The sequence below is a fragment of the Streptomyces sp. NPDC001137 genome (assembly GCF_040298885.1).
In the GTDB taxonomy this organism is placed as follows: Bacteria; Actinomycetota; Actinomycetes; order Streptomycetales; family Streptomycetaceae; genus Streptomyces.
Genome location: NZ_JBEPBA010000008.1, coordinates 43959 through 58561, shown reverse-complemented (window position 1 = coordinate 58561; position 14603 = coordinate 43959). Strand labels below are relative to the sequence as shown.

At 71.6% G+C, this 14603-nt stretch carries 15 protein-coding genes; 8 read left to right on the top strand and 7 right to left on the bottom strand.

The features are described 5' to 3' along the window. Nucleotides 1-85 precede the first annotated feature (85 nt). Nucleotides 86-532, bottom strand: a complete 447-nt coding sequence (locus ABT254_RS17640) for a MarR family winged helix-turn-helix transcriptional regulator (protein ID WP_351470320.1) — start codon at nt 530-532, stop codon at nt 86-88. Between the two features lie 123 nt (nt 533-655). On the opposite strand from ABT254_RS17640, the gene ABT254_RS17635 reads away from it, so the two are divergent. Next, nucleotides 656-1654 (top strand): NADP-dependent oxidoreductase, encoded by a 999-nt coding sequence (locus tag ABT254_RS17635; RefSeq protein ID WP_351470318.1) that lies wholly within the window; start codon nt 656-658, stop codon nt 1652-1654. 104 nt (nt 1655-1758) lie between these two features. Continuing rightward, nucleotides 1759-2178, top strand: coding sequence for an organic hydroperoxide resistance protein (locus ABT254_RS17630; RefSeq protein ID WP_351470316.1), 420 nt, complete (start codon nt 1759-1761; stop codon nt 2176-2178). An 84-nt stretch (nt 2179-2262) separates the two neighbouring features. Here ABT254_RS17630 and ABT254_RS17625 read toward each other — a convergent pair whose 3' ends face one another. Then, on the bottom strand, nt 2263-3414 hold the full coding sequence (locus ABT254_RS17625) for a serine hydrolase domain-containing protein (RefSeq protein ID WP_351470314.1): 1152 nt from the start codon (nt 3412-3414) through the stop codon (nt 2263-2265). Between the two features lie 197 nt (nt 3415-3611). Between ABT254_RS17625 and ABT254_RS17620 the strand changes: the two genes are divergently transcribed. Together ABT254_RS17620 and ABT254_RS17615 are read left to right on the top strand one after the other, a co-directional pair. After that, entirely contained in the window at nt 3612-4475 is an 864-nt protein-coding gene (locus ABT254_RS17620; RefSeq protein ID WP_351470311.1) for a hypothetical protein, read from the top strand. Nucleotides 4476-4529: 54 nt separating this feature from the next. Next, complete coding sequence (locus tag ABT254_RS17615; protein ID WP_351470308.1) at nt 4530-5345, top strand: EI24 domain-containing protein; 816 nt, start codon at nt 4530-4532, stop codon at nt 5343-5345. On the opposite strand, the gene ABT254_RS17610 is transcribed toward ABT254_RS17615, so the two are convergent. Both ABT254_RS17610 and ABT254_RS17605 read right to left on the bottom strand, forming a co-directional pair. Further along, a complete protein-coding gene (locus tag ABT254_RS17610) occupies nt 5323-6579 on the bottom strand; it encodes a pyroglutamyl-peptidase I (protein WP_351470305.1) in 1257 nt (418 codons plus the stop codon). The two genes, ABT254_RS17615 and ABT254_RS17610, sit on opposite strands and share 23 nt — an antisense overlap. Nucleotides 6580-6699: 120 nt before the next feature. Beyond that, nucleotides 6700-7656: a LysR family transcriptional regulator gene (locus tag ABT254_RS17605; RefSeq protein ID WP_351470302.1), complete on the bottom strand. Its 957-nt coding sequence runs from the start codon at nt 7654-7656 to the stop codon at nt 6700-6702. 59 nt (nt 7657-7715) lie between these two features. On the opposite strand from ABT254_RS17605, the gene ABT254_RS17600 reads away from it, so the two are divergent. From ABT254_RS17600 to ABT254_RS17590, 3 genes are read left to right on the top strand one after another with little or no spacing between them, the layout of a single operon-like run. Beyond that, nucleotides 7716-8525: an NAD(P)-dependent oxidoreductase gene (locus tag ABT254_RS17600; protein ID WP_351471082.1), complete on the top strand. Its 810-nt coding sequence runs from the start codon at nt 7716-7718 to the stop codon at nt 8523-8525. A gap of 9 nt (nt 8526-8534) precedes the next feature. Continuing rightward, nucleotides 8535-8924, top strand: a complete 390-nt coding sequence (locus tag ABT254_RS17595; protein ID WP_351470299.1) for a RidA family protein — start codon at nt 8535-8537, stop codon at nt 8922-8924. Nucleotides 8925-8949: 25 nt separating this feature from the next. Further along, nucleotides 8950-9288, top strand: a complete 339-nt coding sequence (locus ABT254_RS17590) for a YrdB family protein (protein WP_351470296.1) — start codon at nt 8950-8952, stop codon at nt 9286-9288. A gap of 9 nt (nt 9289-9297) precedes the next feature. Here ABT254_RS17590 and ABT254_RS17585 read toward each other — a convergent pair whose 3' ends face one another. Continuing rightward, nucleotides 9298-9876: a TetR/AcrR family transcriptional regulator gene (locus tag ABT254_RS17585; protein WP_351470293.1), complete on the bottom strand. Its 579-nt coding sequence runs from the start codon at nt 9874-9876 to the stop codon at nt 9298-9300. A 105-nt stretch (nt 9877-9981) separates the two neighbouring features. Here ABT254_RS17585 and ABT254_RS17580 point away from each other — a divergent pair, with 105 nt between their 5' ends. After that, a complete protein-coding gene (locus tag ABT254_RS17580; RefSeq protein ID WP_351470290.1) occupies nt 9982-12426 on the top strand; it encodes a beta-glucosidase family protein in 2445 nt (814 codons plus the stop codon). Nucleotides 12427-12503: 77 nt separating this feature from the next. Here ABT254_RS17580 and ABT254_RS17575 read toward each other — a convergent pair whose 3' ends face one another. Together ABT254_RS17575 and ABT254_RS17570 are read right to left on the bottom strand one after the other, a co-directional pair. After that, nucleotides 12504-13478 carry an aldose epimerase family protein gene (locus ABT254_RS17575; protein ID WP_351470287.1) on the bottom strand — a complete coding sequence of 325 codons (975 nt, stop codon included), beginning with the start codon at nt 13476-13478 and terminating at the stop codon, nt 12504-12506. A gap of 45 nt (nt 13479-13523) precedes the next feature. Then, nucleotides 13524-14411 carry an SGNH/GDSL hydrolase family protein gene (locus ABT254_RS17570; protein ID WP_351470284.1) on the bottom strand — a complete coding sequence of 296 codons (888 nt, stop codon included), beginning with the start codon at nt 14409-14411 and terminating at the stop codon, nt 13524-13526. Between the last annotated feature and the right edge of the window lie 192 nt (nt 14412-14603).

Below are 14603 nucleotides of genomic sequence, written 5' to 3'. Positions count from 1 at the left end.
AGCCGCCCGGCCCGCTCCCTGTGTGAAGAGGTCCGGCGGGCGCATCGCGTGCGCCGGACCTCTCGTATGCCGGATCTCGCCGGCCTCAGTCCTCGGTCTGCCCCAGCATCCGCCGCAGCAGGCCCCTCAGCGCCAGCCGTTCCTCCCTGCCGAGCCCCGCCAGCGGTTCGCGCGCGAAGCGCAGGGACTCGCGCAGGTTCCTGGCCACCTGCCGGCCCTCCTGCGTGGCCGCGGCCAGTTTCACGCGCCGGTCGGCCGGGTCGGGGCGGCGTTCCACCAGGCCACGGGACTCCAGGCGGTCGACGATGCCGGTCACGTTGGACGGCTCGCACTTCAGTTTCTGGGCCAGCTTGCGCATGGGCAGCGGTTCCAGGGAGAGCAGACTCAGCAGACGGGCCTGGGCGCCGGTCAGCGAGTGCTCGGCGGCGGCGTTCTCGTAGTCCTCGTGATAGCGGGCCACGATGTCGCCGATGAGCTCGACGACCTCAAGGGTCAGTTCATCGGGACGACGGGTGTTCGGTGGAGTGGCCATGGGTTCAGCGTACCCCGTTACTTGACAACCTGAAATATTCAGGAGCATGGTTGTTTCAGGTACTGAAGTATTTGGTACCCGCAGCACCCGACGTACTTCCCGCACGCTTGAAAGGCACTCGTCATGATCAACCGCGAATGGCACCTGCTCAGCCGCCCCGTCGGCTGGCCGAAGCCCGAGGACTTCGCCCTGGTCGAGACGGAGGTCGCGGCGCCGGGTGAGGGTCAGGTGCTGGTCCGCAACAAGTACCTCTCGGTCGACCCGTACATGCGCGGCCGCATGAGCGACGCGAAGTCGTACGTCGCGCCCTTCGAGCTGGGCAAGGTCATGCAGGGCGGCGCGGTCGGCGAGGTCGTCGAGTCCAATGCCGAGGGCATCGCCGTCGGCGACCACCTGCTGCACTTCCTCGGCTGGCGCGAGTACGCGGTCGTGGACGCGAAGACCGCGGTCAAGGTCGACCCGGAGGCCGCGCCGCTGAGCACGTACCTCGGTGTGCTCGGCATGACGGGTCTGACGGCGTACGCGGGCCTGCTGCGGGTCGGCGCCTTCAAGGAGGGCGACGCGGTCTTCGTGTCCGGCGCCGCGGGTGCCGTCGGCAGCCAGGTGGGCCAGATCGCCAGGCTCAAGGGCGCCTCGCGGGTCATCGGCTCCGCCGGCTCGGACGAGAAGGTCAAGCTCCTCGTCGAGGAGTACGGCTTCGACGCCGCCTTCAACTACAAGAACGGCCCGGTCTGGGAGCAGCTCAAGGAGGCCGCCCCGGACGGCATCGACGTCTACTTCGACAACGTCGGCGGCGAGCACCTCGAGGCCGCGATCGGCGCGCTCAACCTCAAGGGCCGGGCCGTGATCTGCGGCATGATCTCGCAGTACAACTCGACCGAGCCGACCCCCGGCCCGCGCAACATGGTCAAGATCCTGCAGAACCGGCTCCGCGTCGAGGGCGTTCTGGTCGGCGACCACTACGACCTGCAGCCCGAGTTCGTCCGGGAGGTCGGCCCCTGGGTCGCCTCGGGGCAGCTGAAGTACCGCGAGACGGTCGTCGAGGGCATCGAGAACAACCTGGAGGCCTTCCTCGGGGTCCTGCGCGGCGACAACACCGGAAAGATGATCGTCAAGCTGTAGGTCTTCCGGCCTTTCCCGCTGTTTCCGGCATGCGGTAACTTCTTTCCGAAACCGTCGTCGATCGTGGGCGCGAGTCGCGGCGGACCGAGGAGGAAGACAACCGCATGTCCATCCAGCAGACCGACGTCCTCTACACCGCCGTCGCGACCGCCGAGAACGGCCGCGACGGCCGGGTCGCCACCGACGACGGCAAGCTCGACGTCGTCGTGAACCCACCCAAGGAGCTGGGCGGCAGCGGCGCCGGCACCAACCCGGAGCAGCTGTTCGCGGCCGGCTACAGCGCCTGCTTCCAGGGCGCGCTGGGCGTCGTGGCCCGCCAGGAGAAGGCCGACATCTCCGGCTCGACGGTCACCGCGAAGGTCGGCATCGGCAAGAACGACGACGGCTTCGGGATCATCGTCGAGATCTCGGCCCGCATCCCGAACGTCGACGCGGAGACCGCCGGGGCCCTCCTGGAGAAGGCCCACCAGGTCTGCCCGTACTCGAAGGCAACCCGCGGCAGTATCACCGTGACGCTGGTCTGACGCACTCGTTGCTACGACGGAGGCCGCACCCTTGGACGTGGGGTGCGGTCTCTGTCGTACGGCGAACCGACGGCCGTACGGGGATCAGGAAGCCAGCGCCGCCGTGTGTACCGCCTTCACCAGCCGCTCGTTCTCCGGAGCCGCCCCGCCCGGGAAGGCGATGCGCCGCCGGGTGTAGCCGTACGCCAGCCCGCTGCGCGGGTCCGCGAAGGCCTGGGAGCCGCCCGCTCCGGCGTGCCCGAAGGCTCCGGCGCCCAGGCACAGGTACCAGGCCTCGCCCGTCGCCTGGAAGCCGAGGCCGAAGGCCCGGTGACCGCGGGCCACCAGGTCGTACCCGACCGAGTGGACCTGCCCGACCTCGGCCAGGGTGTCCGGCTTCAGCAGCGGCGGCCGGCCCGCCACCTCGCTGATCGCCGCCGCGTACATCCCGGCGAGCCCGCGCGCCGCGGCCACGCCGCCGGCCGAGGCCGGGCCCTTGGCCCGCACGGTGCGGGAGTTGGCGTGACCGACCAGGTCCCCCGCCCCGGGCACATGGGTGTTGGAGGCGATCGAGCCGAGCGTGTGCGGCCCTCTCGGCGCCGCGTCCAGCACGGCCTGCTGCTTCGCCGTCGGGGTCATCGGCTGCACGGACCGGAAGCGGGGCTCCAGCGCCTCGGGCAGCCCCAGGAAGAAGTCCAGCCCGTACGGCGCCCGCACCCGTTCCTCGTAGATCTCCTGGAGGGTGTGGCCCGTGGCCCGCCGGATCACCTCTCCGGTGAGCGCGCCGATGACCAGCGCGTGGTAGCCGAACGCCGTTCCCGGGCGCCAGAACGGCCGCTGGTCGGCGAGCCGTTCGGCGATCACGCGGTCGTCGGCCAGCTCGTCCTCGCTGAACCCGGCGTCGAGCCCGATCAGCCCGGCGCGATGCGTGACCAGGTCCCGCAGGGTCAGCCCCGCCTTGCCCTCGGCCCCGAACTCCGGCCAGTAGTACGTCACTTTGCGGTCCAGCTCGAGCGTGCCGTCCTGCACGAGGAGCGCGAGGACCAGATGGGCGGCGCCCTTGGTCGAGGAGAACACGCCGTAGAGGGACTCCGCGTCGTTGCCGTCGCCGGCCCACAGGTCGACCACCCTCCGGCCGTGCACATACGCGCACAACTGGCCCTCGTAATCGGGCCTTTCCCCCGCCACGAACGCGGCGAACTCCTCACGCACTGCCTCGAAGCCGTCCGCGACGGTGCCGTGGATCTTCTGCTGCACGCGTACCTCCTCCTGGGCTTCCTGAGATCGATACGGCGAGATGTACCTGTCCGACTCAACCCCAACAGCAGGCGGTTCATGTCACGGATGCCCCCTATGGCGTAGCGCGAGTGGGCCGGAGGGGGCGACGTCGTCCGTCGGATGGGGGCATGCTGAGGGGCGACCGTCGGCACCGAGGCTCCATTCGAGGAGAGCCCATGGCAACGATCCCTTCGCTTCCCAGCAGGGGCGACGTACTGCGCATGGCACGCAACACCACCGACATCACCGGCCAGCTCCTGGACACGGCCGGGAACATCACCCGGATCGCGATCAACACCTTCGACCCGCGGGACGGCTCGGGCGCGGAGGTGCTGCGCGTGCTGCGCGAGACCACCGCCGAACTGGCCGAGGCGAGCGCGTCTCCGCAGGCGCAGGAGGCGTTCTACCGGATCGTCGACACCCTGACCCGGCTGGGCACGAGCGGGGCGCCGCTCGCCGTGCACCCCGTGAGCGAACCTGCGCAGGCCCTGCTGACGGCGATCGGCGACAGCCTCCTGCCGGTGCTGGACGCGGTCGAGCCGGCCGTGGAGGAGTTCGCGGACGCCCTCGGTGACCTGGTCGAGGCGACGTCCCCGCTGCTGCCCGCGGCGGCGGGCGTGGCCGCCGGGGCACTCCTTGCGGTGACGCCGGTGCTGCGGGCCGCGGCGGAGGTACTGCGCGAGTCCTCGCCCGAACTCCGGCGCGTCGCGGACGCGTTGACCGCGGCACTGGCTCCGCTGATGCCGCTGCAGGTCGCCCTCGCGGAACGTGCCGCGGCCGCCGGAGCGGGCGTCGTCCGGGCGACCCTGCCCCCACTGGCCGACCTCGCGGAGGCGGCAGCGGCCACGACGAAGGCGGCCCGACCGGTGCTGGTCGCGAGCGAGGAGCTGCTGGTGACCGGTCTGGAACAACTCCAGCCCCTGCTGCTGTCCGCGGCGTCCCGAGCGGGGCGCGTGGCCCGGGCGGCAGCGATACGGGTGAGCGCGGCGGTGTCACCGGCGGCGGAGAAGGGGGTCGTGGTGGCCGTCACCCCGGTGTAGTGCCAGGTGTTCGGCGGTGCCGTCGGAGAAATCGGGGCCCGATAAGGTTCCCATATGCGCGATCTAGGGGCGGGCTTCACCTACCTACTCAAGGGCCAGCGATGGGTGGCCAGGCACGGCAAGCAGTACGGCTTCGGCCTGCTGCCGGGCCTGATCACCCTCGTCCTCTACACGGCCGCGCTGGCCGGCCTGGCCCTCTGGGGCGAAGACGCCGTCACCTGGGCGACCCCCTTCGCCGGCGACTGGTCCGGCCCCTGGCGAGGCTTCTTCCGCGGCTTCCTCACGGCAGTACTCTTCGCCCTCGCCCTGCTCCTCGCCGTCCTCACCTTCACGGCCGTAACGCTCCTCATGGGCCAGCCCTTCTACGAGAACCTCTCCGAAAAGGTCGACGCCGACGTCGACCCGAACGGCACGGTCCCCGAGTCCGGCCTCCCCCTCTGGCGCGAGCTGTGGATCTCGGCCCGCGACAGCCTCCGTATCGTCGTGCGCGCACTGCTGTGGGGCGTCCTGCTCTTCGCCCTCGGCTTCGTCCCGCTCGTCGGGCAGACCGTCGTCCCGGTGATCGGCTTCTTCGTCACCGGCTTCTTCCTCACGGAGGAACTCACCGCGGTGGCCCTCCAGCGCCGCGGTGTCGAACTGCGCGCCCGCCTCACCCTGCTCCGCTCCCGCAAGACCCTCGTCTGGGGCTTCGGCACCCCGCTGGGCCTGGCCTTCCTGGTCCCGTTCGTCGCGGTGTTCCTGATGCCGGGCGCGGTCGCGGGCGCGACGCTGCTCGCGCGGGAGCTGCTGGACGAGGAGACCGACGGCGGTGACGACGACACCGCCGAGGACCCCGAGCAGGAGGACGTCACCCAGCGGTCGTGGCGTTGACCGCCACGGTCAGGATCGCCCGTACCTGAGTGATGATGTCCTGCCGGTTGCGCAGAAACTGCGGGTCCGTGACCGTCCCGGTCGCCGGGTCGGTGTTGCCCGTGCCGAACTGGAGCACCGGCGTGTGCACATGGCCGCCGGGCAGGGTGTCGTGCAGCCCGAGACGGTCCCGCAGCAGGGTGGCCCGGTAGGCGATCTCGTTGGAGAGGTAGTCGCCCCCGCCGCCGGCCCGAGCGGTCGAGCCGGGAGTCGGCCCGTCCGGCCGTACCACCGCGTCCGTGCCGCCCGCCGGGATCTCGGTCACCTCCGTGTGGTCGTACACCGGGAAGCGTCCCGTGTTCGCGGCCACGATCTCCTGGTACGGCAGAGTGGTCGTGGTCCACTGCGGCTGTGAGGCGGGATCGGCGACCGGGACGGTCTCCGTCCGGCTGACGTTGTCGTTGTCGGGGAACCCGCCCCGCCAGGCCCCGTTGGTCCGCTCCACGTCGAAGCGCCCGACCCGCCCCTGGCTCACGGTCGTGAACAGGTCCACCTTCTTCAGATACGGCCGCAGCGTCCGCTCCACCGTCCCCTCCGCGAAGTCCTGCCAGCGCACCGGGAACACGACCGTCTCGACCCGCGCGGGCCCCTTCGCCGTCTCGATCACCGTTCCGTCGAGCGCGAGCGCGGTGGCCCCGGAGGGATTGGAGATCCGGATGTCCCGGTCCAGGGTGAACGGATCGAAGCCGGTGACCAGCACACGCCTCAGACCTTTGCCGTGCTGCGGGTAGCGGATGTCGGTCTGCCCGCGCGAGGTGCGCTCCAAGGCGTCGATCAGCGCGGCCCGTTGCGGCTCGCTCAGCCCGAACTCCGGCTCCCAGGTGCGCACTTCACGGGTCATCCCGAGGCGTGCCCAGTACAGCGGCCGGTCGTCGTCCCGGGCCAGATCCCCGCCCACCGGGCCACGCCCCTGCGCCCGGTCCACGGCCCGCCGCCACAGCGCCGACCCCTCGTGTACGACGATGCGGCGGGCCTGCGCATAGGAACGGGCCCCCTCCAGTGCACGCGTGAGCCCCGGTGCCACGTCGTCGAACCCTGACCGTTCGAGGATCTCCCGCGGCACGGCCTTGTCGAGCCGCTGCTCCTCCACGGTGGGGGAGGGGACGGTCGCGGCGGCGGTCGCCGTGGTGGGGGCAGCGAACCCGGCCAGCAGTGCCAGTCCGAATACACCGATCCGAACACGTATGGAGTTCAAGGGAGTTCAGGTCCTTCCGTCGCCGTCGTGGGGGAGCGTGGTGCGGACGGCCGCAGTATCGCCCGACGGAAGTGGTCTACGCCATGGGGCCGGTGTGTCTGGTGCGCATCGAGTACGCACCTACCCGGGGACGGGGATACGAGCCACCGCCTCCCGCAGCGCCCCCACGAACGCCTCCACCGCCGGCGTCGGCGCCCGCCCCCGCGCCGTCGCCGCGTACACCGCCCGGGCCGGGGCTCCCTCGTCGAGCACCGGCAGCAGCGCGATGTCCGGGCGTACGGACTCGGCGGCCAGCGCCGGGACCAGGGTGACTCCGAGGCCCGCGGCGACGTACCCCTGCTTGGCGGTCCACTCGCCCACGACATGCGTCACGCGCGGGCGGAACCCCTGGCGCAGGGCCGCGTCCAGGAGGGTGCCCTCGGGGCGGGAGCTGCCGGAGATCCAGTCGGCGTCGGCGAGTTGGCCGAGACGTACGGGGCCCTCGTGGCCGGCCAGGGGGTGGTCTGCCGGGACGGCGACGTACAGCGACTCGTCGAGGAGATGATGGAGCTCGTACGAGTCCAAGGGCGCACGCCCGGTCGTCGAGACGACCGCCAGGTCCAGGTGGCCCGCGCCCAGCCGGTCCAGGAGGCCGGGCGTGAGTCCCTCCTCGCGGGAGAGCCGGACCCGCGGGTGGCGGGCCCGGAACGCGGCCAGGGCGTGCGGCACCAGCGCCGCGTCGGCCGTCGCGAACGCCCCGAACCGCAGCCGTCCGCCCGCCATGTCACGCAGGGCCGCCAGATCGCGCGCGGCGCCGTGCAGCGTCTCGGCGACGGTCTCCGCGTGCGGGACGAGCAGTCGGCCGGCCTCCGTGAGCCGCACGCCGCGCGGCAGCCGGTCGAAGAGGGGGGTCCCGCCGAGCGCAGCCTCCAGCGAGGAGATCTGCCGCGACACCGCCGACTGCGTCCACCCGAGCGCACGCGCGGCCACGGTGAAGGATCCGTGCCGGGCGACCACCAGGAACACCCGCAGCCAGACGGTGGAGAGGTCCGGTATCGGTACGCCCGCCGTGGGATGCTGTTTCGGCATGGCAGCCATGCTAGACATTCGCTTGTCGCATCGCAGGTGGCGGACCTAGCGTCGACGGCATGCCGCAGATGGATCGGATCGCCTTCCTGGGCCTGGGGCACATGGGCGCCCCCATGGCCCGTCGACTCCTCGCCGCCGGGCACCCGTTGACGGTCTGGAACCGCACCGCCGCCAAGGCCGCGCCGCTGGTCGCCGAGGGAGCCGTGCTCGCCGCGTCCCCCGCCGACGCCGTGCGGGACGCCGACGTGGTGATCACGATGGTCGCCGACCCGGCCGCGCTCGACGCGGTGGCCGCCGAGATCGTGCCCGCACTGCGCCCCGGCACCCGGTGGATCGAGATGTCGACCGTCGGCCCGGACGCCGTGCACGAACTCGCCGCCAGGGCAGGGGAGTCGGCCACCGTCATCGACGCCCCCGTCATGGGCAGCACCGACCGGGCCGCGGCCGGTGAGCTCGGCATCCTCGCCGGCGGCGACACGGCAGGCGTCGAGCACGTTCTGGCCCGCCTGGGCACCGTCACCCGCACCGGCGGCCCCGGCTCCGCCGCCGCCCTCAAACTCGTCCTCAACTCGGCCGTCATCGGCGGTGTCGCCCTGGTCGCCGAGGCACTGCGCCTGGCCGACGCCCTGGGCGTGGACGGCGACACCGCCCGCACCGCCCTTGCGGGGAGCCCGCTCGGCGGAGCCGTCACCCGCGCCTTCGCCGAAGACGTGCACTTCGGTACCACCCTGGCGGTCAAGGACCTGACCCTGGCGACAGAGGCGGCCGAACTGCCCATCGCGGAAGCCGTGTTGGGGCAGTACCGCCGGGCCGCCGCCGATCCCGCCCTCGCGGACGCGGACCTCTCCCGCGCCGCCGCCCGCATCCGCACCTCCTGAAGGAGCCCCGTGAAGGTCACCCTCGACAACCCGGCCGGCGCCCCGCGGCCCGCCAGCCCCTACTACTCCCAGGTCGCCCGAGTCGAACACGCCGACGGCAGCGCCCTGTTGTTCGTCTCCGGCCAGATCGCCGAGGGCGACACCCTCGCCGAGCAGACGCGCGGCATCTTCGAGGGGCTGGACGCGCTGCTGCGGGCGCACGGGGCGACCCTGGCCGACGTCGTCAACATCCGTTCGTATCTGACGGACATCGGCAAGCTGCAGGAATACGGCGCCGTACGGCGGGAGTTCCTCACCGGGACACCGCCGACGAGCATGACCTTCGAGGCCTCGCGGCTGTTCCGGCCCGAGGCGCAGATCGAGATCGAGGTCGTCGCCGCCGTACCCGCACCGGAGTGATCGCTTCCGGGTGATACTGCCGCCCATGAAGGCAATCAAGGCAGTGAACCTCGGCGTCCTGTTCCTCATCGAACTCGGCGCCCTCGCTGCCGTCTCCTACTGGGGCTTCACCAGGGATGCGGCGACCCCGGTCGCCTGGCTGCTCGGACTCGGTGCCCCGGCCGTACTGATCGTGCTGTGGGCGCTGTTCGGCTCCCAGAAGGCGTCGTACAAGACACGCGGTGCGCTCCGGGTCGGCTTCGAACTGCTCTGGTTCGGGGCCGGTGTGGCCGCGCTGTTCGCCGCCGGCGCCTTGGGCTGGGCCGTCGCCTTCGCCGCCGTGTGCGCGGTGAGCAAGACGCTCGCCGTGATCTGGCATCAGTAGCGGGGGAGTTCAGACCTCCTCGCCCAGCAGGGTCAGAAAATCCCGGAACGCCCCCGGCATGTCCACCGACTCGGGGTCCAGCAGCCACTGGTACTGCAAACCGTCCATCACGGCCACCAGCAGCGGAGCCGTCCGTTCCGGGGTCAGTCCGTTCGGCAACCGCTCCCCGTACTCCGCCCGCAGCACCGCCGCCATGCTCTCCCGCACCTGCCGGTACCGCCCGGTGAAGTACGCCCGCGCCGGATGCCCCTCCGTCACGCTCTCGCCCAGCAGCGCCGAGAAGGTCTGGATGATGCCGGGCCGCATCGCGTTGTACTCGACCAGCGAGGCCAGCAGATCCACCCGCCACTGCGTGGCCGGTACGGCATCCCACTGGTCCCGGTCCTTCAGGACGGCGACCAGCAGCGCGTCCTTGGTCGGGAAGTAGTGCAGCAGCCCCTGCTGGGTCAGCCCGACCCGCTCGGCCACCGCGGCCAGGGACGCGCCCCGGTACCCACGCTCGGCGATCACCTCCAGCGCCGCCCGCACGATCTCCGCGCGCCGCTCCTCGCTTCTGACCCTGGCGTTCATGGCGTCACCGTACGACATCCCCGTCCAGTCAATATTACGGCACGATAACGAAACCTACCGCGTTACAGGGAGTGGGTGCACGATGGGGCGCAGGACGACATGACTCGATGAGGAGGCACCGCCATGGCGGGAACCCCTGGAACCTCTCCGGCCGACCGGGCGCGCGAGGCCGCCGTCGACGCGGCGCTCGGCAAGCTGGACCTGGACGCCAAGGCCCGTCTGCTGTCCGGCCAGGACATGTGGTCCCTGCCCGCCCTGCCGGAGATCGGCCTGAAGTCCCTCGTCATGTCCGACGGGCCGATCGGCGTCCGGGGGGTGCGCTGGAGCGCCGACGACCCCTCCATCGCCCTGCCGTCCCCGACCGCCCTGGCCGCCACCTGGGACCCGGACCTCGCCCGCCGCGCCGGCACCCTGCTCGCGCAGGAGGCCCGCCGCAAGGGTGTGCACGTGCTGCTCGCCCCCACGGTCAATCTCCATCGCTCCCCGCTCGGCGGACGGCACTTCGAGGCCTACAGCGAGGACCCGTATCTGACCGGGCTGATCGGTACGGGTTATGTGCAGGGGGTCCAGTCGGGCGGCGTAGGCACCACCGTCAAGCACTTCGTCGCCAACGACGCCGAGACCGACCGCTTCACCGTCGACAACCTGGTCTCCCCGCGCGCCCTGCGCGAGCTCTACCTGGCCCCCTTCGAGCTCATCGTCGAGAACGCCCACCCCTGGGGCATCATGACCGCCTACAACACGGTCAACGGCACGACGATGACCGAGCACCGCCATCTGGTCAACGAAATCCTGCGCGGCGAATGGGGCTTCGACGGCTACAACGTCTCCGACTGGATGGCCGCCCGGTCGACGGTCGGCGCCATCGAGGGCGGGCTCGACGTCGCCATGCCCGGCCCGCAGACCGTGTACGGGGCCCCGCTCGCCCAGGCGGTGCGCGACGGCAAGGTCGAGGAAGCCGTCGTCGACGAGGCCGTACGCAACGTCCTGCGGCTCGCCGCCCGCGTCGGCGCCCTGGAGAGCGCCGAACCGGCCGTCACCGAGCTGCCCGAGCCCGTCGACGGCATCGCACTGGCCCGTGAGATCGCCCGCCGCGCCTTCGTCCTCGTGAAGAACGACGGCAACGCCCTGCCCCTCAAGCCCGGCACGGTCGCGCTGATCGGGGCCGCCGCCCGCGATGCCCGCGTCCTCGGCGGGGGTTCGGCCACGGTCTTCCCGGACCGGATCGTCTCCCCGCTCGACGGCCTCACCGCCGCCCTCCCCGAGGGCACCCTCAGCTATGCCGTCGGCGCCGACCCCACCACCGAACTCGCCGTCGCCGACAAGGGCTTCGACCTGCGGGCGGTGTGCCGGGACACCGAGGGGAACGTCATCGGGGCGGCCTCCGCCCCGGGCGGCCAGATCCAGTGGATGGGTTCCGACCTCCCCGAGGGCGTCACCCACGACCGCCTGCACACCGTCGAGCTGACCGGCACCTTCACCCCGCGCGAGACCGGCCCGCACACCTTCGGCGCCAAGGGCACCGGCCACTTCACCCTCACCGTCGACGGCACGACGTACTACGACGACCTCCAGGGCCCGGCCGACGACAGCGACCCCTTCGAGGCGTTCTTCGGCGCCCCGGTGCCCCGCGCCGAGGCCGAACTGACCGCGGGCCGACCGGTCGAGGTCTCCCTCACCTACGTCTACGCACTCCCCGAGGAGTTCCCCTTCAAGGTCGTCGCCTTCGCCCTGGCCCACCTGGAGCCGCAGCGCGACGCCGACGAGCTGATCGCCGAGGCCGTCGAGGCCGCCCGCGCCGCCGACACCGCCGTCGTCCTGGTCGCCACCACCGACCGCGTGGAGTCGGAGGGCTTCGACCGGGGGGACCTCACCCTTCCCGGCCGCCAGGACGACCTGGTCCGGGCCGTCGCGGCCGCCAACCCGAACACCGTCGTGGTCGTCAACTCCGGCTCCCCGGTCGAGCTGCCGTGGCGCGACGAGGTGGCCGCGGTGCTGCTCAGCTGGTTCCCCGGCCAGGAGGGCGGCGCGGCCCTCGCCGACGTGCTCACCGGCGCGCACGAGCCGGGCGGCCGCCTGCCCACCACCTGGGGCTCCCTGTCCGACGCCCCGGTCACCCAGGTGGTGCCCGAGCGCGGCGAACTCGCCTACACCGAGGGCGTCTTCATCGGCTACCGGGCCTGGGAGAAGCACGGCCGCACCCCCTCGTACCCCTTCGGCCACGGTCTCGGCTACACCGACTGGGCCTACGAGTCCGTCGAGGTCGACGGCACCACCGCCACGATCCGCGTCCGCAACTCCGGCGAGCGCGCGGGCCGGGAGGTCGTGCAGGTCTATCTGGCGCCGGCCGAGCCCGGCCCGGACCGCCCGGCACGGTGGCTGGCGGGCTTCGCGGGGGTCGAGGCGGGACCCGGCGAGACGGCGGAAGCGGTCGTCGAGATCCCCCGCCGCGCCTTCGAGGTCTGGGACGAGGAAACGAACTCATGGTCACTTGTGAAGGGTTCGTACGAGATCCAGGTGAGCCGCTCGATCACCGACCGCCGCCTCACCGCGACGATTAACGTCTGATCCGGGACAAGTCTCCCCACGAACAGCCCCGGCCCGGGACCTGACCCCTGGGCCGGGGCTCGTGCGTTCCGCTGCCGCTAGCGGGTGGTGAAGCCGTACACCGTCTCCGACCTGAACACCCCGCCCGGCTGCAGCACCGTGCTCGGGAAGTCCGGGTGGTTCGGGGAGTCGGGGAAGTGCTGGGTCTCCAGGGCGATGCCGTCACCGGGGGCGAAGGGCGCGGACAGATGGTCCGCCGTGTAGATCTGGAGGCCCGGTTCGGTGGTGGCCACGGTCAGGATCCGGCCGGAAGCGGGGTCGTGCAGTTCGGCCACCTCACGGGCCCTCTCGGTCACTCCGCCGTCGAGCACGAAGTTGTGGTCGTATCCGGCGCCGACCTTCCGCGCCTGACGGAAGTCGAAGCGCGTGCCCGTCACATCGGCCAGCTCGCCGGTCGGGATCAGGTCGGCGTCGACCGGGGTGTAGCGGGAGGCGGCGAGCCACAGTTCGTGGCCGCCCGCGCTGCCCGCGCCGCCGAGGTTGAAGTAGCTGTGGTTCGTCAGGTTCACCACGGTCGGCGCGTCCGTCACCGCCTCGTACGCGATGCGCAGTGCGCCGGACTCGTCGAGCGTGAACGTCGCCGAGACCTCAAGCCGCCCCGGGAAGCCCTCCTCGCCATGCGCACTGACCCGGCTCAGCCGCACCCCGTACTCCCCGGCCCGCGTCACCTTCCACACCCGCTTGTCGAAGCCGTGTTCGCCGCCGTGCAGGGAGTTGGGCGGAGTGTTCTGCTCCAGCGCGTACGTCACCCCGTCCAGCGGGAAGCGGCCGCCCGCGATCCGGTTGGCGTACCGGCCGATCAGCGCACCGAGGTACGGCTCCGGGTGCGTGAGATAGCCGTCCAGGTCCGCGAACCCCAGCACCACGTTCCCGGCTCGCCCGTCCCGGTCCGGGACCTCCAGGGACTGCACGATCCCGCCGTACGACAGGATCCGGACCCGCACGCCGGCCCGCTCCAGGGTCCAGCGGTGAACCGGGGTGCCGTCGGGAAGTGTGCCGAAGAGTTCGTTCATGTGCGGAACTTTAAAACACGGCCCTCTGACCCCGGATCACAGCACTCACGCCTTCTTCCCCGTGACCTTCCGGTAGGCGATCTCCGCCAGCCGCGCCTGCCCGTTCACACTGGGGTGGAACCAGTCCCACTGGCTCAACTGGGCCGTGCCGAACCGGTAGTCGTACACCGCGCCCCCGTCGAACCGGCACCGCCGATCCTTCGCGCAGACCTCCTCCAGCACCTTGTTGTACGCCTCCACGCGCTTTTGCACGGTGTCCCGCCGCAGCGTCGCCGCCGAGTCAAGCGCGTCCGCGTCGCCCAGCATGGAGGGGCAGATGCCGAGCTTCCACACCTGCTTGCCCAGCGGGTTGGTGCGCCCCTCGGACCACAGCCGCTTCAGGTTCGGCACGCTCGCCACGTACACCTGCGTCTTCGGCAGCGAGCGGCGCAGGGTGCTCAGCGCATCCTCGAAGTCCGCGCGGAAGCTCGCCACCGAGGTCATGGCGGCCGTGCTCGCCCGGCAGGCGTCGTTCGCCCCCGCCATCACCGTCACCAACTGGGGCCTGCGCGTCACCGCCTGCGCCATCTGACCCGGCAGGTCCGCCATCCGCGCCCCGGTCACCGCGTAGTTCCAGCTGCGCTCGGCGGCCTGCGCCTTCCCCAGCAGCCGTACGGCGAGGCTGTCGACCTTGGCGCTGCTGCCGGTCGCCCAGGACACCTCGGGGCAGTCCGACAGGACCGTACAGGCGTCGAAGCCGCGTGTGATGGAGTCACCGACCGCGGCGATCGAACGGGGGCTCACGTCCCACGCCGGCGCGGGCTTCGCGCTGTGCGCCTTCGTGCCCGTCGGTCCGGCGGAGTTGCCACCGACGGCGTCACACCCGGCGACGCCCAGGACGGTCACCGCCACGGCGGCCAGAACGGTCCGTGAACGGTGGCTTGGCTTCCGCATACCCCGGTGATCCCCTCGGTGCGTCCGTCTGTGTACGGATGTGTCACCCCATAACAACGCGCGAGAGTTCCCGATCCACGCAGCCTGCAACGGTTCGCACCCGTACAAGCGTCCTGCCGGGTGAATGGCGGACGTTTCAGCGCATCGGGACCGACGGTACGTCACACTCCTTGCGCCGCCGCACGGTAGCCT